The sequence below is a fragment of the Streptomyces sp. NPDC028305 genome (assembly GCF_055569495.1).
In genome coordinates this window covers 573,674-591,288 of sequence record NZ_JBVHTN010000007.1, presented here as the reverse complement: position 1 = coordinate 591,288, position 17,615 = coordinate 573,674, and the positions used below count along the sequence as shown (strand labels likewise).

General features: G+C 71.6%; 19 protein-coding genes. 15 read left to right on the top strand and 4 right to left on the bottom strand.

Features of this window, described 5'->3' with window-relative positions:
• The first annotated feature begins 10 nt into the window (after positions 1 to 10).
• The 4 genes from modA to ACZ4WQ_RS32125 all read left to right on the top strand — a co-directional run bounded on the left by modA (position 11) and on the right by ACZ4WQ_RS32125 (position 4,351).
• Positions 11 to 838 carry a molybdate ABC transporter substrate-binding protein gene (gene modA / locus ACZ4WQ_RS32140; protein ID WP_311728951.1) on the top strand — a complete coding sequence of 276 codons (828 nt, stop codon included), beginning with the start codon at positions 11 to 13 and terminating at the stop codon, positions 836 to 838.
• Entirely contained in the window at positions 835 to 1,698 is an 864-nt protein-coding gene (locus ACZ4WQ_RS32135) for an ABC transporter permease (protein ID WP_385337175.1), read from the top strand. The genes modA and ACZ4WQ_RS32135 overlap by 4 nt, the downstream gene beginning before the upstream one ends.
• A gap of 5 nt (positions 1,699 to 1,703) precedes the next feature.
• The gene (locus ACZ4WQ_RS32130) at positions 1,704 to 2,819 is read left to right on the top strand and encodes an ABC transporter ATP-binding protein (protein WP_311728949.1); all 1,116 of its coding nucleotides are present in this window, start codon (positions 1,704 to 1,706) and stop codon (positions 2,817 to 2,819) included.
• Positions 2,820 to 3,046: 227 nt separating this feature from the next.
• Complete coding sequence (locus ACZ4WQ_RS32125; protein WP_398373518.1) at positions 3,047 to 4,351, top strand: SGNH/GDSL hydrolase family protein; 1,305 nt, start codon at positions 3,047 to 3,049, stop codon at positions 4,349 to 4,351.
• Positions 4,352 to 4,362: 11 nt separating this feature from the next.
• Here the strand turns inward: ACZ4WQ_RS32125 and ACZ4WQ_RS32120 are convergent, their stop codons facing one another.
• Positions 4,363 to 5,073: a FadR/GntR family transcriptional regulator gene (locus tag ACZ4WQ_RS32120; protein WP_398373517.1), complete on the bottom strand. Its 711-nt coding sequence runs from the start codon at positions 5,071 to 5,073 to the stop codon at positions 4,363 to 4,365.
• 124 nt (positions 5,074 to 5,197) lie between these two features.
• On the opposite strand from ACZ4WQ_RS32120, the gene ACZ4WQ_RS32115 reads away from it, so the two are divergent.
• From ACZ4WQ_RS32115 to ACZ4WQ_RS32105, 3 genes are all read left to right on the top strand, one after another.
• The gene (locus tag ACZ4WQ_RS32115) at positions 5,198 to 6,457 is read left to right on the top strand and encodes a cellulase-like family protein (protein WP_398373516.1); all 1,260 of its coding nucleotides are present in this window, start codon (positions 5,198 to 5,200) and stop codon (positions 6,455 to 6,457) included.
• A 128-nt stretch (positions 6,458 to 6,585) separates the two neighbouring features.
• The gene (locus ACZ4WQ_RS32110; protein WP_398373515.1) at positions 6,586 to 7,116 is read left to right on the top strand and encodes a hypothetical protein; all 531 of its coding nucleotides are present in this window, start codon (positions 6,586 to 6,588) and stop codon (positions 7,114 to 7,116) included.
• Positions 7,116 to 8,252 carry a hypothetical protein gene (locus ACZ4WQ_RS32105; RefSeq protein WP_398373514.1) on the top strand — a complete coding sequence of 379 codons (1,137 nt, stop codon included), beginning with the start codon at positions 7,116 to 7,118 and terminating at the stop codon, positions 8,250 to 8,252. The genes ACZ4WQ_RS32110 and ACZ4WQ_RS32105 overlap by 1 nt, the downstream gene beginning before the upstream one ends.
• On the opposite strand, the gene ACZ4WQ_RS32100 is transcribed toward ACZ4WQ_RS32105, so the two are convergent.
• Complete coding sequence (locus tag ACZ4WQ_RS32100) at positions 8,249 to 9,349, bottom strand: serine hydrolase domain-containing protein (RefSeq protein WP_398373513.1); 1,101 nt, start codon at positions 9,347 to 9,349, stop codon at positions 8,249 to 8,251. The two genes, ACZ4WQ_RS32105 and ACZ4WQ_RS32100, sit on opposite strands and share 4 nt — an antisense overlap.
• A 2-nt stretch (positions 9,350 to 9,351) precedes the next feature.
• The gene (locus ACZ4WQ_RS32095; RefSeq protein ID WP_398373512.1) at positions 9,352 to 9,864 is read right to left on the bottom strand and encodes an ArsR/SmtB family transcription factor; all 513 of its coding nucleotides are present in this window, start codon (positions 9,862 to 9,864) and stop codon (positions 9,352 to 9,354) included.
• A gap of 214 nt (positions 9,865 to 10,078) precedes the next feature.
• Between ACZ4WQ_RS32095 and ACZ4WQ_RS32090 the strand changes: the two genes are divergently transcribed.
• From ACZ4WQ_RS32090 to ACZ4WQ_RS32055, 8 genes are all read left to right on the top strand, one after another.
• A complete protein-coding gene (locus tag ACZ4WQ_RS32090) occupies positions 10,079 to 10,903 on the top strand; it encodes a hypothetical protein (protein WP_311728940.1) in 825 nt (274 codons plus the stop codon).
• Between the two features lie 237 nt (positions 10,904 to 11,140).
• Positions 11,141 to 11,530: a 6-pyruvoyl trahydropterin synthase family protein gene (locus ACZ4WQ_RS32085; RefSeq protein WP_398373511.1), complete on the top strand. Its 390-nt coding sequence runs from the start codon at positions 11,141 to 11,143 to the stop codon at positions 11,528 to 11,530.
• Positions 11,531 to 11,676: 146 nt separating this feature from the next.
• On the top strand, positions 11,677 to 12,306 hold the full coding sequence (locus ACZ4WQ_RS32080; RefSeq protein ID WP_468022676.1) for a 7-carboxy-7-deazaguanine synthase QueE: 630 nt from the start codon (positions 11,677 to 11,679) through the stop codon (positions 12,304 to 12,306).
• The gene (folE, locus tag ACZ4WQ_RS32075) at positions 12,306 to 12,920 is read left to right on the top strand and encodes a GTP cyclohydrolase I (RefSeq protein ID WP_311728938.1); all 615 of its coding nucleotides are present in this window, start codon (positions 12,306 to 12,308) and stop codon (positions 12,918 to 12,920) included. Before ACZ4WQ_RS32080 ends, folE begins: the two co-directional genes overlap by 1 nt.
• 38 nt (positions 12,921 to 12,958) lie before the next feature.
• On the top strand, positions 12,959 to 14,119 hold the full coding sequence (gene guaB, locus ACZ4WQ_RS32070) for an IMP dehydrogenase (RefSeq protein WP_398373510.1): 1,161 nt from the start codon (positions 12,959 to 12,961) through the stop codon (positions 14,117 to 14,119).
• The gene (locus ACZ4WQ_RS32065) at positions 14,112 to 14,699 is read left to right on the top strand and encodes a phosphoribosyltransferase (protein WP_352132217.1); all 588 of its coding nucleotides are present in this window, start codon (positions 14,112 to 14,114) and stop codon (positions 14,697 to 14,699) included. Before guaB ends, ACZ4WQ_RS32065 begins: the two co-directional genes overlap by 8 nt.
• Positions 14,627 to 15,961, top strand: a complete 1,335-nt coding sequence (locus ACZ4WQ_RS32060) for a UbiD family decarboxylase (RefSeq protein WP_398373509.1) — start codon at positions 14,627 to 14,629, stop codon at positions 15,959 to 15,961. The genes ACZ4WQ_RS32065 and ACZ4WQ_RS32060 overlap by 73 nt, the downstream gene beginning before the upstream one ends.
• A gap of 14 nt (positions 15,962 to 15,975) precedes the next feature.
• Positions 15,976 to 16,476: an NUDIX hydrolase gene (locus tag ACZ4WQ_RS32055; protein WP_311728934.1), complete on the top strand. Its 501-nt coding sequence runs from the start codon at positions 15,976 to 15,978 to the stop codon at positions 16,474 to 16,476.
• A 31-nt stretch (positions 16,477 to 16,507) separates the two neighbouring features.
• Here ACZ4WQ_RS32055 and ACZ4WQ_RS32050 read toward each other — a convergent pair whose 3' ends face one another.
• Positions 16,508 to 17,545, bottom strand: coding sequence for a PfkB family carbohydrate kinase (locus ACZ4WQ_RS32050; RefSeq protein ID WP_398373508.1), 1,038 nt, complete (start codon positions 17,543 to 17,545; stop codon positions 16,508 to 16,510).
• Positions 17,546 to 17,615 lie beyond the last annotated feature (70 nt).

Below are 17,615 nucleotides of genomic sequence, written 5' to 3'. Positions count from 1 at the left end.
GGAGATATCCGTGACGACCCGTTCCGCACCCCGCAGGACGCGCGCGCTGACGACGACCGCGGCGGGGGCCGCCGCGCTGCTGCTCGCGCTGAGCGCCTGCTCGTCCTCCTCCGACTCCTCCTCGGAGAAGGACTCCTCCGAGAAGGACTCCGCGAAGAAGCTGTCCGGCACGGTCACGGTGTTCGCCGCCGCCTCGCTCAAGGAGAGCTTCACGACGCTGAAGGAGAAGTTCGAGGCGGAGCACCCGGGGACGAAGGTGGCCTTCAACTTCGGCGGCAGCGACACCCTCGCGGCCAGCATCACCTCCGGCGCGCCCGCCGATGTCTTCGCGGCCGCCAGCGACAAGACGATGAAGATCGTCACCGACGCGCATGACACCGACGGCACGCCGACGACGTTCGTCCGCAACCAGCTTGCGATCGCGACGCTCCCCGGCAACCCGCAGCAGATCGGCACCCTGAAGGACCTCACCAAGTCCGGGCTGAAGGTGGCCCTGTGCGCGAAGACGGTGCCCTGCGGTGCCGCCGCGCAGAAGGCGCTCGACGCCTCCGGTCTCAAGCTGACCCCGGTCAGCTATGAGCAGGATGTGAAGGGCGCCCTGACGAAGGTGGAGCTGAAGGAGGTCGACGCCGCGGTCGTGTACAAGACGGATGTGAAGGCGGCGGGCGGCAAGGTCGACGGCGTGGAGTTCCCCGAGTCGGCCGAGGCGATCAACGCGTACCCGATCGCCCCGCTGAAGGACGCGCCCAACGCGGCGGCGGCCAAGGCCTTCGTCGCCCTGGTGAAGTCCGCCGAGGGCCAGAAGGTCCTCACCGCCGCCGGGTTCCTCAAGCCGTGACCGGCCCCTCGGACGCCGCGGTCGACACCCTCACCGGCGGTGGCCGGCGGCCCCGGCGTCCGAGGCGGCGGGCCGTCGGGCGGGGTCTCGCGCCGCTGCCGCTGCTGCTGCCCGCGCTGCTCGGGCTGGCGTTTCTGCTGCTGCCGCTGTTCGCCCTGCTGGTCCGGGCGCCCTGGCACAGCCTTCCGGAGCAGTTGACCAGCCCGGGTGTCTGGGAGGCCCTGCGGCTGTCGCTGGTGACCGCCACGGCCGCCACGGCGGTGGCGCTGGTGCTCGGGGTGCCGCTCGCGTGGCTGCTGGCCCGTACGGAGTTTCCCGGGCGCGGCCTGGTCCGGGCCCTGGTGACACTGCCGCTGGTGCTGCCGCCGGTGGTGGGCGGTGTGGCGCTGCTGCTGGCGCTGGGCCGCAACGGGGTGGTGGGCCGCTGGCTCGACGACGCGTTCGGAATCACGCTGCCGTTCACCACGACGGGGGTGATCGTGGCCGAGGCGTTCGTGGCCATGCCGTTTCTCGTCATCAGTGTGGAAGGCACGCTGCGGGCCGCCGATCCGCGCTACGAGGAGGCCGCCACGACCCTGGGCGCCTCGCGCTTCACCGCCTTCCGCCGGGTGACGCTGCCGCTGATCGCCCCCGGCATCGCCGCCGGGGCGGTGCTGGCCTGGGCCCGCGCGCTGGGCGAGTTCGGCGCCACCATCACCTTCGCCGGCAACTTCCCCGGCCGCACCCAGACGATGCCGCTGGCCGTCTATCTCGCCCTCCAGAGCGACCCGGCCGCGGCGATCGCGCTGAGCCTGGTGCTGCTCGCCGTGTCCATCGCGGTCCTGGCCGGGCTGCGCGACCGCTGGATGACCACGCCGTGAGAACCATGGGAGACGCAGACTCCACCGACGGATCCGGTGCCACCGCCTCCGCCGTCGCCTCCGCCACGTCCGCCGCCCCCGCCGGGGGGCTGGACGCGCGGCTCGTCGTCGACCGGGGCGCCTTCTCCCTCGATGTGGCGCTGACCGCCGCGCCCGGCGATGTCCTGGCCCTGCTCGGCCCGAACGGCGCGGGCAAGACCACCGCCCTGCGCGCCCTGGCCGGGCTGGCCCCGCTCGGCGACGGCCATCTGCGGCTGGACGGCAGGTCCCTGCGCGACACCCCGCCCGAGGCCCGCCCGGTCGGCGTGGTGTTCCAGGACTATCTGCTCTTCCCCCACCTGAGCGCGCTCGACAACGTGGCGTTCGGCCCCCGCTGCCAGGGCCTGTCCAAGGCTGAGGCCCGCGCGCTGGCCGCCACCTGGCTGGACCGCATGGGCCTGGCCGGCCACGCCTCCGTCAAGCCCCGGCGGCTGTCCGGCGGGCAGGCCCAGCGCGTCGCCCTGGCCCGCGCCCTGGCCACCCGCCCCCGGCTGCTGCTCCTCGACGAGCCGCTGGCCGCCCTGGACGCCCGCACCCGCCTCGACGTACGGGCGCAGCTCCGCCGCCACCTCGCCGAGTTCGAGGCGGTGGCCGTCCTGGTCACCCATGACCCGCTGGACGCCATGGTGCTCGCCGACCGGCTCGTCGTCATCGAGGGCGGCCGGGCGGTCCAGGAGGGCACCCCCGGCGAGGTCGCCCGCCGCCCCCGGACCGACTACATCGCCCACCTGGTCGGGCTCAACCTCTACAAGGGCCACGCCGACGGCCACACCGTGCGGTTGGCCGACGGCCCCGCCATCATCACCGCGGACGACCTGACCGGCCCCGCCTTCGTCGCCTTTCCGCCCGGCGCCGTCACCCTCCACCGCGACCGCCCCACCCAGTCCAGCGCGCGCAATGTCTGGCGCGTCCGGGTGGCGGGGCTGGAGTCCCACGGCGACCAGATCCGCGCCGACCTCACGGGCGAACTCCCGCTCGCCGCCGACCTCACCACCGTGGCCGCCGCGGAGCTGGACCTGCACCCGGGGGTCACGGTCTGGGCCTCGGTCAAGGCCGCCCAGACCCACGCCTACCCGGCCTGACGCCGAGGGGCGTGGACAGCAACCCTCGATACATCGGGTGTATCAACTCATCAGTCTTCAGCGCCTCCAGGTTTTCGGCGCCTGGCACCTTGACGCATCCGATGTATTGGTGATGATTGCCTACGGCGCGCTCAATGTCGCCCGGCCCGCACCCCGGCCGGGCGCGGCGCCCCCGTTCCGCACGTGACCTCACTCCGGCTGGCTCTCACCTGGAAGGGCAGCACCACATGGTCTCGATTCGGCACGTTCTCTCAACCCTGGCCGCTGCACTGACACTCGCCCTGGTGCCGCTGAGCGGGGCGGCAACCGCCTGGGCGGACAGCGGACCGGCCCCCGGCCCCGGCGGCCACGGCGGCCGGGGCTGGGTCGGCACCTGGGAGGCCGCCGCGGCCGGCACCGCACCCGCCCTGCCCGGCAACTCGATCCGCAACGTGGTGCACACCAGTGTCGGGGGCCAGGCGGCCCGGATCCGAGTATCCAACCGGCTCGGCACGGCCCCGCTCGAACTCGGCGCGGCCACCGTGGCACTCCAGGAGGCCGGGGCACCGAAGAGCCCGAACGCCATCGCCGGGTCGGCCCGCCGGATCACCTTCCACGGCCGGTCCTCGGCCACCGTGCCGGCCGGCGAGGACGCGGTCAGCGACCCGGTGCGGCTGCGCGTCCCCGCGGACACCAATCTGCTGATCACCCTGTACACCCCGACCGACTCGGGGCCCGCGACCTACCACCGCTCCGCCCTCCAGACCTCGTTCCTCTCCCCGGACGGCGACCACACCGCCGACCAGGACGGCGCCGCGTTCACGGCCACCACGAGCTCCTGGTACTACGTGACCGGCGTGGACGTGCTCAGCCCGCGCACCCCCGGCAGCGTGGTCACGCTCGGCGACTCCATCACCGACGGCTCGGGGTCCACGGCGAGCGCCAACCGCCGCTGGCCCGACCGGCTGGCCGCGCGGCTGCGCGTACTGCCCCCGCGCCGACAGCTGGGCGTGCTCAACGCCGGCATCTCGGGCAACCGGGTGCTGCTGGACGGGACCGGGCCCAGCGCGCTGTCCCGGCTGGACGCGGACGTCTTCTCCCGCAGCGGGGTGCGCGCGATGATCGTGATGGAGGGCATCAACGACATCAAGGGCAGCCCCAACCAGACCGACCCCACGGCGTTCGCGGACGCCTACCGCGGCATCGTCGAGCAGGCCCACGCGCGCGGCATCCGCGTCATCGGGGGCACCATCACCCCGTACGGCGGCAACGGCGGCTACACCGAGGCCCGCGAGGCCGTGCGGCAGGCGGTGAACGAGTTCATCAGGAACAGCGGGGTGTTCGACGCGGTGGTGGACTTCGACGCCGTGGTCCGCGACCCCGCGGACCCGCACCGCATCCTCCCCGCCTACGACACCGGCGACCATCTGCACTTCAACGACACGGGGCTACAGGCCATGGCAGACGCCGTCGACCTGGCCGACCTGACCGAACCGGCCGGCCCGAGGGGCGGCGGGACCGAACCCGTGCCGGCCGGGTCGGCGAGGGGCTGAGCCTGCCGGTGTCAGTTCACGTCGGCCCGCGTGGCCGACACCTGGCCGAGGTCCTCGGCCGCCTTGGCGAGCAGGTCCAGCATGGCGAGTTCGGCGCGGGGCGCGTCCTGCTCGCGTATGGCGTCCAGGACCGCGCGATGGCTGGGCACGGGGTCGTCCGCGCCGCCGTGGGCGTGCACCAGGCGGTCCCGCTCGCGCAGGCCGGGCTCCAGCAACAGATCGAGGCGGGCGAGGAGTTCATTTCCGGTGGCGGCGAGCAGCGCGCGGTGGAAGGAGGCGTCGGCCTCCTCCTCCGCGGCAGCCCCGCGGGCGTCCGCCATGGCGGCGAGCGCGGCGCCGAGCGCGACCAGATCGGCCTCGGTGCGGCGCAGCGCCGCGCGGTGGGCGGCGGCGGGCTCCACGAGGGAGCGCACGTCGGCGAGATCGCGCATCAGCCGCTCGCCGTCCCCCGCCTCCACGCGCCAGCGGATGACATCGGAGTCCAGGAGGTTCCAGGCGGCCCGGGGGCACACGAAGGTGCCGCGCTTCTGGCGGGCGTCGATGAGCCCCTTGCCGGCGAGGACCTTCAGGGATTCGCGCATCACGGTGAGGCTGACGTCCAGTTCGGCGCCGAGGGCCCGTACGTCCAGGACCTCGCCCTCGGCGAACTCGCCGCCCACGATGCGGGCACCCAGCAGCCGGACCACCTGGCCGTGCACACCTCGGCCGGAATAGGACGGCATGGGGGTTCCTCCTCGCAGATCCGGGCGCTCACCCTATCGCGGGCATTAAATATGAATACATCTTGACACTGCCTGTGACACCCGCCGACGATGAACCGTCCCCCTACCGAAAGGCCGGTCCACCGTGCCCGTCGCGCCGCCCGACCACCTGCCGGAGAAACTGACCATCTCCCTGTGGGACTTCAGCTGGTACACCCGTACCGGCCCCGGGGAACCCTTCGCCGACCTCGACCGCGCCTTCGCCGAGGCCGTGGCGCGCGGATACAACACGGTGCGCGTCTGCGCCATGCCCTTTCTGCTCTTCGGCTCCGGGCTCGACACCAGCCGGCTCCGGCTGGCACCCCTGGGCGGCGGATACGGGCAGCGGACCCGCTGGTACGACGTCGGCGGCAGCACCGAGATCGACGGCCGCGCCCATCTGCGCGCGCTGTTCGAGGCCGCCCGCCGGCACGGCTGCTTCGTCATCCTCTCCAGCTGGGAGTACCAGCAGAGCCCGTCGTTCGGCGGCGACCGCTCCTGGTACGACGCCCTGATGGCCGTCGCCCCCGAGCGGCGCGCCGAGGCCCTCGCCGACGCGCTCGCCGACCTGATCGACTTCCTGGCCGTCCACGGGCTGGACGACCGGATCGCCTTCACCGAGCTGCACAACGAGGTCCAGGGCGGGCGGCTCACCGAGGGGCTGGCGGGCCCAGACACCGTGGTCGCCCTGCGGCCGCGCCTGGAGCGCGGCCTCGCCCGGTTCCGGGAGCGCCACCCCGACCGGCCGGTCACGGTCAACTACGCCAAGGTCCCGGTCGGATCGCTGCGCGGCGTCCCGCGCGACGTGGACGTCGCCGTCTTCCACCCGTATGTCTACGGCGTGCTCGACGAGCTCATCGACGCCTTCGCCCTGCGCGCCCCGTCCCGCCCCTTCCCCCAGGACTTCGCCCGGGAACACCTGTTGCGCCCCGACGCCCCGGACCTGGCCGACTGGGCGCCGCCCGCCGGCGACCTGTGGCGTCTCGAGGCCACGCTCGTCGGCCGCGAGATCTACGCACACGACTGGTGCGACCCCGTCAAATGGGACGCCTGGCTGTACGAGCGGTACGCCGTCCACCGCCTCGCGATGGAGCAGCGGCTGGTCACCTGGATCGAGGCCGCCGCCGACTGGGCCGCCGGGGCCGGAGTCCCGCTGGTCTTCGGCGAGGGCTGGATCGGCTACACCCCGCTGCACGGCACCTTCGAGGAGGGCCCGATCGGGGCCGCGTTCTGCCGCCGCGCGGTCGCCGAGTCCGCCCGGGTGGGCGCCTGGGGCACGGTGGTGTGCTCCAACGCCGCGCCCCACCACCCGATGTGGCAGGACCTCGCGCTCCAGCGGGAGTGCAACACGCTGCTGCTCGGCTGAGCGCCCTGCCCCGCCACGGTCATCAGGCGGGGCCGCGCCGTTCCCGGCGATCTGTTTGGACGTTATGAGGGCGCCCGCAGGGCCGACCGACGTACCCTGTCGTGCACACAACGGGGGTGTCAGACGCCATGAGCGACAACGATCTGCCCGAGCCGGGAGACGACCAGCTCCCACTGCCGCCCGGATCGGCCGAGGGAGGCGGGCTCATCGCCCCGCCCCCCTTGGCGGCCCAGCCGGGCAAGCCCAACATCTACGACCCCGGCGCGCCCGCGCCCCGGCGTCCGCTCGCCCCCGGCGTCCAGGGCCCGGTGCCGCAGAACCTCGCGATCGCCCCCGGCGTGCTGCGCGGCGCGGCCGGCAAGGCGGACGAGGTGTACGACACGCTGCACAAGCAGGCGGCGTCGCTGGAGGAGCCGACCTCCGCGGCGCTCAAGGGCGTGGGCGGTCTCCAGGCCGAGAGCGCGCTGAGACAGTCGCACAAACACTGGGAGGAGCAGGCGGGCACGGTCACCGCCTGGCTCGCCCACATCTCCGAGAGCCTGCGGGCCGCGGCCGGCATCCATGTGAAGCAGGACGTGGACACGGGAGATTCGTTCGGCCTGAAGGAACCCCGGTTCCCGGCCGACGACCCGTCCCTCTCATCGATCTCGAGGTTCTGATGGCCACCTTCTATCAGGAGTTCCGATCGGCCGACTTCGGGGCGCTGGACACCCTGGCCACCAAGTGGAAGGGCGTCCACGACAGGATCAAGGACCTCGACGACAAGGTCCGTGACGAGGTGCTGAAGCCCTTGAAGGACAAGGGGTACTGGGAGGGCATGGCCGCCCCCTTCGCCTGGACGCAGATCGATGACATCCAGCGCCAGGTGACCGCCGCCGCCAAGGTGGCCGACGGGGTCCGCCGGAGCATCGAGGACGGGGCCGGGGAGCTGAAGGCCGCGCAGCGCAAGCTGAGCGACGCGGTGCGGGAGTTCGGCGAGCAGGGGATGTACGTCAACCCGGCGAAGGCCCAGGTGGTCCTGGCCGAGGGGTGCACCCCGGAGAACTACGACGCGGCCGACGTGAAGAAGGTGAACGCCGCCCAGACCCGGCTCAACGAGATCCTGCGGGAGGCGTTCGAGGCCGACCAGAACCTGTCGATCACGCTGATGGAGAACGTCGGCCTGGAGCTGTGGTTCAACACCGGGCAGGTCCGCACGGACATCAACCACACCAGCGGCATCAGCACGGACCACTATGACGCCCTCGGCCGGGACATGGACGGCCTCGACCCCTTCCCCTCGACCAACCACCTCACGCCGCGCACCCTCGCGGCCAACTGGGTCGCCGGGACGGGCGACGACCACTACTTCTTCTCCCAGCACGACCCGTTCGTCGAACAACTCCGCAAGAGCGAGAGCATGGACGGCATCCGGAGCCAGACGCTCGCGGGGTGGCAGGCCGGCAAGGGGGAGGGCCAGCTCGCGTACCGGATCTCCGGCAAGTCGTTCGGCGGGCAGGTGAAGGACTTCGCCAAGGACATGGCCGGTATGTCCGGGCTCGACAATCTGTGGGGCGGCGACACCAACGAGGCGCAGTCCCTGCTCGGCTCGTACAACGTGGACTACGTCGTCAAGGGCACCGACCCGGACGGCAAGCTCATCGTGCAGTACACGCTGCACAACGACACCGACACCGAGTCGTTCCTGCCCGGCTACCAGTCCTGGCAGCGCAAGGCCAACCATGGCGTCGGCCCGGGCGCCGACATCAAGGAAACCATGGTCTGGACCGAGCGCATCGCCCCGGACGACCGCTAAACCGCGGTGAGTTCGCCGAGCAGGCCGAAGGTGAGGGCGTCGACCGGGCGGGGGTCGGTCGCGGTCTGCTCGTTGAAGGTGTTCACCATCATCACCACCGCCGAGCCGCTCTCCCGGCTGAATGCGGCACAGGTGCTGAACCCGCCCGTGCCGCCGTTGTGCCAGGTCATGGTCCGGCCGCCGGGCAGCGGGCTGAGGTGCCAGCCGAGCCCGAGCCGCAGGCCGCCCTCAGCCGTGAAATGGGGGCGCTGGGTCAGCTCGATGGCGGCCCGCAGCGGGGAGCGCCCCGGGCGCAGCTGTGCGCTCAGGAAGCGCACCATGTCGTCGGCGGTGCCGTACATCGAGGTGCCGGCCGCGCTGAGCACGCGGTCGCGCCAGTCGGGGACGGGCTGTCCGGCGAAATGTCCGACCGCCTTGCGGGCCGCCATGTCGGGCCGCAGCGCGGTGGTGGTGTCCTTCAGGCCGAGCGGCTCGGCCACCCGGCGGCGCAGCATCGCATCGACGGCATCGAAGGCCAGCGCCTGCCCGAGGAGGCCGACCCCGAAGTTCGAGTACGCGTAGCGGCTACCCGGTTCGGTGGCCAGGGTGGTCTCGCCGAGGCCGCTCGCCAGATCGTCCAGCGTGTAGTGGGCGTACGGGTCGTAAGGGTCCGCGTCGGCGGCCAGGTTCGGCGGCAGCGAGGGCAGGCCGGAGCTGTGGGTGGCCAGATCGACCAGGGTGATCGGGCGTGGCCCCCGGTGCGGGACGGGGAACCGGGCGGGCAGGGTGAGCGGGGCGTCGAGGCGGGTGGTGCCCGCGCACACGGCGCGGGCCAGGGCCGTGGCGGTGAGTGTCTTGGCGATCGAGCCGAGCTGGTAGACGGTTCTGCCGTCGGGCGCCGCGCCGCCCGGGCCCTCGCCCGCGCCCGCCACATGGCGGCGGCCGCCGTGGATGACCCCGCAGACCACGCTGGGGCTGCCGGCCTCCAGCGCACGGGTCACATACCGCCGCACCAGCGCGGGCAGGTCGGGCAGGTCGTCGGCGGCTGCGGCGTTGCCGGCCAGCAGCGTTCCGCCCGCCGTCGCCGTCGCCACGGTGAGGAACTTTCTCCGCTGCATGGTCACTCCCCTGTCGATCGGATTGCCGTGGGTACCACCGTGGACAGCACGACGAGCAGCGGCACCACCCGGCCCGCGGGGACCTGGTAGTGGCCGCGGCCCTCGGCCTGAAGCCAGCCGGTGGCGGTGAGTTGCTTGAGGTGGTGATAGAGCTGGCCGGTGGTGTGCAGGCCCGCGACCTCCTGGAGCTCCGCGGCGGAGCGGGTGCCGCGCAGCGCGGCGCGCAGCAGAGTGAGCCGGACGGGGTGGCCCAGGGCGGCGAGCGGCGCGGCGCACTCCGACCAGTCGGCGTCCAACAGCCTTTCCGTTGAGGCGCCTTGCTGCCATTCGTACGTCTCGCCCGTCGGGAGTTCGAGCGCGCCGGTGAACAGCACTTCACCGGGGCCGCTGAGGCGCTTCCGCAGACCCTCGAGGGCCCAGAACACCGTGTCCCGCTCCGCCTTGGGCTCTGCCTCCAGCCGCGCCACCCGTTCTTCGAGCGCGGCGACCCGTCTCTCCAGGGACTCACCAGCCATAGGACGGAGATTACGTTATTCCGGAATAGCGGAGCAACTCCCCTGCTGCGCCCCAGCTCAGCGATTCCGCACGGCCCAAGACGCGAAAGTCGCCCGAGCAAAGGTCGGATGAAAGATTGTTAGGAACCTTGACAGTCCTAGGGGGCCAGCCCATCGTGAGAGGTCCGCACCGCGTGTGTCATCGGTTGACATCCTCAGAAGGAAACCAACGAACATGACCGAACACGCTCCACGCCACCTCAGCCGCCGGGCGGTACTGGGCTCCATGACCGCGGCCGCCGTCGGCACATCTCTCGCCCTGGGCCGGGAGGCGTCGGCCGCCCCGCGGGCGCCGCAGCTGCTCTGGCACCCGGACCCGTCAAGCGCCGGGCTCAAGGCCTTCGAGGGCATCGAGGCCGACCGCGGAGGCGCCCACCCCGACCGGGACTATGTGACCGTCGAGGGAGGTGATCACTACCGCTTCAACATCTGGAAGGACGACCGGGACACCACCGGTGACGGGGACCGTCAGCGCACCGAGTCCAAGGGCATGGTGCAGGACGGCTCGAAGCTGAAGATGCGCGACGGCGAGACATGGACCATCGGCTACGAGATGTTCATGCCGACCTCGCTGCACGGCACCAGCAAATTCACGCATATCTTCCAGACCAAGACACCCGTGGACAACGGGGGCCCGTACGTCACCCTGGACCTGGGCCGCAGCGGCAGCACGGAGACGCTGCGGGCCCGCGCGTACGCCAACTCCGGGTCGCCGGACATCGCCTCGACCAACCTGTCGCCGCTGCGCAACAAGTGGATCACCATCGAGTGGACGCTCACCATCGGCTCGAGCGGCAAGGCGGGGTTCGTGGCCCGCAACGGCACCGGCTCCGGGGCCCCGGTGGCGGTCCAGGGCAGCATGTCGGGCGTGAAGATCCCGGATCAGGACGATTATGTCCGGCCCAAGTGGGGCATCTACCGGTCCGTCGAAAGCGCCTCGTCGGACATCCTCGACACCTATCTGCTCTTCCGTAACTTCAAGGCGTCGAAGGGCACCTGAACCTCCGGGGGCGGAGGAAACCGGTGAATGTGGGGTCGGCGGCAGCCGGCCCCACATTTCCATGCGCGGGCGAACCACTCAACGATCGCTCGCACTTGGGTTGAAGGGCCCAAAGGGCCGGACGGCCCTCTTGTGATCCGGCGTGCGCTCGGGAATCCTCGACAAGGCGTTGAGCAGGAAAGCGGAGCGGAGATTTTTTCTGCCCCCTGTTCACTTAAGCGAGGTGAAGGGTTCATCATGCTCTCCATCACCAAAGAGTTTCACTTCTCGGCGAGCCACCAGCTGGATCATTTACGGTCCGGCCACCCATGCGCCCGACTGCACGGCCATAACTATGTGGTCGTCCTGGAACTGTCCGCGGCGCCGGAAGATCTCGCACGTCCGGGTTTCGTCCGGGATTACGGCGATCTCTCCTCGTTCCAGAAGTGGGTCGACGAGACGCTGGATCACCGGCATCTCAACGATGTGCTGGACGGGGTGAATCCCTCCGCGGAGAACATCGCCATGTGGCTCCACGAGAGGTGGGTGAAGGAGTTCCCCGAACTCACCGCCGTACGCGTGTCGGAGACCCCCAAGACCTGGGCGACCTACCGTCCCTCCGCCAACGGAGTCGACGCGCCCCTCTGACGGCGGACCGGGACCCGATCCTCGACGGAGGACACGAAAGGGGGTGGTGGACGTGACGGCACCGAAGCTCGTGGTCAACGAGATCTTCGGGCCCACCTAGGGCCGTACAGGGAGAAGGGCCCTCAACGGGCACGTCCTGCGCCTTTCTGCGGCTGGGAGGCTGCAATCTGGACTGCCGCTGGTGCGACACTCCGTACACCTGGGACTGGAAGGGCGTCTCGGACACCGGGATCGCCTACCGCCCGGCCGAGGAGCTGCACCCGTTGGACCCGGACGACGTGGCGCGGCGGCTGCTGGACTTCGGCGTCGGCCTGATCGTCGTCTCCGGCGGGGAGCCGCTCAACCAGCAGAGCAGGCTGGTGCCGGTGGTCCGCGCGCTGCGCGGGGCGGGGGTCGCGGTGGAGATCGAGACCAATGGGACGGTGGCCCCCGAAGACGCGCTCACCGCGACCGGAGCGCGGTTCAACGTGTCGCCGAAACTCGCCCACTCGGGGGTCGCCGAGAATCGCAGGATCGTGCCGGAAGTGCTGCGCGAGTTCACCCGGCTTCCCGGCACGGCCTTCAAGTTCGTCTGTGCGGCGGCCTCCGACCTGGAAGAGGTGGACGCGCTCGTCGCACAGCACTCGCTGAAGAACATTTGGATCATGCCGCGCGGACAGTCTCCCGAGGAGATCAGCGAGGGCATCCGCACGCTCGCGGACCAGGTCGTCGGACGGAAGTGGAATCTGTCCGGACGGCTGCATGTGACCATATGGGGCAGTAAACGAGGTGTTTGATGAGCAGTGGAATAAGCGAATTGCCGGGGAGCAACCGGATCGACCGGAGCGCGACGCCCCAGGATCCCCTGGAAATACTCGCCCGACAGCTTCTCGTGGAGATCGGTGAGGATCCCGAACGCGAAGGGCTGCGCGACACGCCCGCCCGCTACGCGCGTTGGTGGCGTGAGTTCACCGAGTACGCTCCCGGTTCGACCGATACGGTCTTCGAGTCCAGCTGTAGCGGTGATCTGGTGGCCGTCTCCGGCATCCATGTGTGGTCGCTGTGCGAACACCACCTCTTACCCTTCTCCTGCCGGATGACCATCGGCTACCTCCCCCGCGGACAGGTCCTGGGCCTCAGCAAGTTCGCCCGGATCGCGCACCAGCACGCACACCGGCTCCAGTCTCAGGAGCGGCTCTCGCAGGACATCGCGGACGATGTCGAGAAGCTCACCGGCTGCCCGGACGTCGCCGTGATCGGCAAGGGGGAGCATCTGTGCATGGCCATGCGCGGCATCCGTACCCCCGCCACCATGACCACGGCCGTGTGGCGCGGCGCGCTCCAGGACAGCGCCCGGCGCACCGAGTTGCTCACCCTCACCAGCGAATCGTTCCGCGGCCCCGGCTCCTGAGCGCCCGGCCGCCCCAGTCGAGAAGGGAGACAGATCTCGTGCGGAAAAGTGAACCTCCGCGGACCGGGCTGAGTTTCGACGATGTCCTGCTGGTGCCCCAGCGCACCTCGCTGACCAGTCGCCGCCAGGCCGACACCTCCTCGGAGCTGCTGCCGGGCGTCGTGCTGCGCACGCCCGTCATCTCGGCGAACACCCAGTGGTGCACGGGCGACCGGATGGCCGTGGCCATGGCGCTGAGCGGCGGTCTGGGCGTGCTGCACCGGATGCAGACCGTGGAGCAGCAGCTGGACCACCTGGACGCGGTCAAGGCGCACCGGTCAGAGGAGGGCGCGGCGCCCGAGGCCACCCGCGCCGCCGACGGACGGCTGCTGGCCGGCGCCGCGGTGGGGGTCACCGGCGACTGGCGGGAGCGCGCCGAGCGCCTGGTCGAACACGCGGCGGACATCCTCTTCGTGGACGTCGCCCACGGCCACAGCGACCAGGTGATCGAGGCGGTGGCCAAACTGCGGGCCGCCTACCCGCGGATGCCGCTGGTCGCGGGGAACGTGGGCACGGCCGCGGGGGTCGTGGACCTGGCGGAGGCCGGCGCCGATGTGGTCAAGGTGGGCATCGGGCCCGGCGGGGTGTGCACCACGAGGCTGGTGGCCGGCACCGGAGTCCCCCAGCTCACCGCCGTCATGGACTGCGCGGCCGCGGCGGCCGAACGGGGGGTGGGGGTGATCGCGGACGGCGGCATCCGGGAGTCGGGCGACATCGCCAAGTCGCTGACGGCCGGGGCACACGCGGTGATGCTGGGCTCCGCGCTCGCGGGCGCCGACGAGAGCGCGGCCACCCCGGTGACCCGGGACGGGCGCTCGTACCGGGTCAGCAACGGGTTCGTCTCCCTGGGCATGAAGCTGACGCTGCGCCATGCGGCGGGCGAGAGGATCACCCGGGAAGAGGTTGACGACTATGTGCCGGAGGGCACCGAGGCGACCTTCCCCGCCACCGGCCCGGTGGCCAGGACGCTGCGCCGGCTCATGGGCGGTGTGCAGTCGGCGATGAGCTATTCGGGGGCGCGGGACATGGCCGGCTTCCGGGAACGCGCCGAGTTCATCCGGGTGACCTCCGCGGGCCGGGCCGAGAACCGCCCGCACGCGCGCGAGCGCTCGGAGCAGATCGACATCGACCATGTCTCCCGGGCGGTGGGCGATGAGTGAGTCCGGAGACACGACGCCCCCCGCGGTGGCCGGTGAGCGGCCCGGCATGTGGTCCCGGCAGGGGCCGTACCTCCTGGACTGGGCCTCCTTCGGGGAGCTGATGGCGGACCTCGCCGCACAGGTGCGGGACGAGGGCTTCCGGCCGGACGCGGTGCTGGCGGTGGCCCGCGGCGGTCTCACCCCGGCCGGCTTTCTCACCTGCGCCCTCGACGCGCCCGTCCAGCACACCATCCGGGTGCGCAGGACCGCGGACGACACCCGCTACGCCGCCAAGCAGGCGCCGGTCATCGACATCGGCTCCCCGCCCGAGCTGGGCCCGGGAGACCGGGTGCTGGTGGTGGACGACATCGTCGGCACCGGCTCCACGGCCGATGTGGTGCTGGCGTATCTGGCGGACGCCGGGGTGGCGCGGTCCGATGTGCGCTTCGCCGCGGTGGTCCGCAACCACCGGTCCGGCTATGTGCCCGACTACTGTCCCGCGGTCATCGACGACTGGATCGTCTTTCCGTGGGAGACCGACCGGGAGAGCACGGCGGACTGCCGCCCCCTCCCGGCCACCGCGCGGACGGGGCGCCGATGACGGCGGGAGGCCCGCGGGGGCTGCCCGGCCGCGGGCTCGTGCCGGTGGAGAACGCCGCCGAGGTGTCCCTGCCCGCCTGTTACGACGCGGTGGACCTGTACACCTGTGACACCCCGCTCAGCCGACGGGTGGAGGTGGCGCGCGCCCTCGCCGAGTTCGAGAAGACCCTGGGGACACGTCCGACGACGGTGTTCACCCGGGTCGCGGAGTGTCCCGGCGGGCGGGTGCTCGGGCACCCGTATCCGCGGGCAGTGCTGCTCGCCGCGCTCGGCACCACCGAGGAGAAGCGCCTGGAGGAGATGTCGGACCGGCTGACGGGCCCCGCGCATCCCGTGCGCGCGTCCCAAGGCGGCCATCGCCGGGAGGAGTTGGGCGGGCTGCTGCACGCCCTGCCGATCCTCCAGCACCGCCCGGGCGACGCCGGACCGTACATCACCGCGGGCGTGGGGGTGACGACCCGGCCCGACGGGAGCGGCGTCAACCTCGGCTTCTACCGCATCCAGGTGGTCGCGCCCGACGAGGTCCGCATCTTCCTGGACCCGCGCACCGACGGCCACCGCAATCTGCGGGCCTGGCTGGAGAGCGGACGGCCCATGCCCATCTCGGTGTTCCTGGGCGCGGATCCCGCCATCAGCGTGGTGGCGGCCTCTCGGCTGCCCGCCGAGGGCGACGACTACGAGATCGCCTCCCGTCTGCTGGGGCGCCCGCTCGGCCTCGGCGGCAGCCCTCCGGTGCCGGACGACGCCACCCATGTCATCGAGGGGCATGTGCTGGCCAGGGACGAGGTCGAGGGCCCGTTCGGCGAGTTCAAGGGCTATTACGCGGAGGCCCGTCGCAGCAATGTGATGACGGTCGACCGGGTGGCCGCCGTGCCGGGCGCGCCGTTTCCCACCATCGTGGCGGGGGCCACCTCGGGTCTGACGCTGATGAGCTTCCAGAACGAGTATCTGATGTACGCGCATTTGCGCGGTCGGGGGCACTCCGTACGCTCGGTACGCTACTCGCTCAAGGCCAGGGGTGAGTTCGTGGCGTACATCGAGTCCGACGAGCCCAGCCAGGAGCTGGTGGCGGAGGCGATGGCGTTCGATGTGCGCTCGAAGGTGATCATCTGCGGCCCGGACCTGTCGAATCCCGGACAGGCGCTGGCCACTTATGGCTTCACCACGCACACGGAGCCATATCACCGCAAGGGAAGGGTGGAGGGCGAACGCGTGGGCCTGGCCTTGGTCATTCCGCCCGAGGGGCGGCCCACCGAGTACTGAATGAGGACATCAGCATGAGCCGTTTCGACCGTGTGCTGCCCGCCGCCTTGCTGGTGGTGCCGGGGCCCGGCCGTACCGTGACCTTCGTCCACCAGCTGAAGGGGCCGTACGCCGGGAGCTGGCTGCTGCCGGGCGGAGGCATCGAGCCGGGCGAGGCGGCCTGTGACGCGGCGCGGCGGGAGGCCCACGAGGAGACCGGCATCCTCGTGGACTCCTGCTCGCTCTTCGCCGTCTACGAGTTCACCGGCGCGTGGGAGCAGGGCGACTACCACCTGCTGATGTTCGCCTGCCTGGCCGACCGCGCGTATGAGCTGCCCGAGGGCTTCTCGGGGCACAACGTGGGCGAGGTCCGCCAGGGGAGCATCGACGACTTCCCGATGCACTCCACGGATCTGAAGATCCTCACCGACGCCGGGCTCGCGTCGTACGACCACGAGGTCATCGAGCGCGCCCTCGCCGCGGACGGCATCACGATGCGCGCGCACCGGGTGGCCTCCACCGTCAGCTGCGGCTGAACTGCAACACTCCGTACGCCTCCGGGGCGCCTCAGCCCCTGTCGACGGTCGACCGTGCTCGGCCCCTCGTACCTCGGGGCCTCCGCGCGCTCTCCCTTTCGACAGGGTCGCGCCCCGTCGGCTCCGCACCGACGACGGCCGGAGACAGGGAGTGGCAGGTGGTCTGCGGGCACTCGATGGTCACCCGGGCCGCGCGCAGCCCCTGGGCCAGAGCCTCCCGCGGTGTCTCGCCGTTCACCAGGGCGACGACGAAGGCCGAGGCCAGCGCGTCACCCGCGCCCGTGTCGTCGGTGCATACGCCCGGCTCGGCCGGGAGGTGCACCGGCCCGGGGCCCGTCGCGGTCGCCAGGGCGGCCCCTCGGGCGGCGTCGGTGACCACGACCACCTCCGGGCCCCGGCGCAGGAGCAGGCCTGCCTGCTCGGCGGGGCGGGCCGGCGCGCCGGGGTCCTGTCCCAGCAGGGTGCGCGCCTCCTTGGCGTTGAGGACCAGCACGTCGTAGCGGGGCAGCAGATGGGCGCGCGGGCCGAAGTCGGCCTGCCGGGTGGGCAGGCAGCACACCGGCACCGCGTGACGTCGTGCCTGTTCCGACACCCACACCATCAGGTCCTCGTCGAGCCCGCCCTCCATCACCACCGCGCCCGCGGTGGCGATGCTCCTGGCCAGCTCCGGTCCGCACAGCGCCTTGCCGAGGGCCGGGTCGGGCAGCGCGATGCGCGCGGAGAGCTGTGAGCCGTTCGTATCCAGCGTGACGTCGAACCGGCCGACGCCCTCGGCGGCGCGGCGTAAGTGGAGGACGACACCCAGCCGGGACAGCGCGCCCTCCAGCTCCGCCGCGTCCGGGCCGAATCCGGACAGGCCGACGAAGGTGACCGGCAGGCCGAGCCGGGCCGCGTTCGTCGCGATATTCCGGCCGATGCCGCCGTGGTGCCGCTCCACGGCCCACACCGTTTCACCGCGGGCCGCTCCGCGGCCGAACAGCCCGGCGGCGAAAAACTTACGGTCCATCGCCAGCGAACCGAGCACAAGAATGCCGGAGCGCGGCGCGGTCCCATCCTCTGCTGCCACCATGTCGAGCGATCCTCCCCTGAGTTTCCGCACGATGTATGCCGTTGACCGATTCGTCGACCCGTAAGGAAAG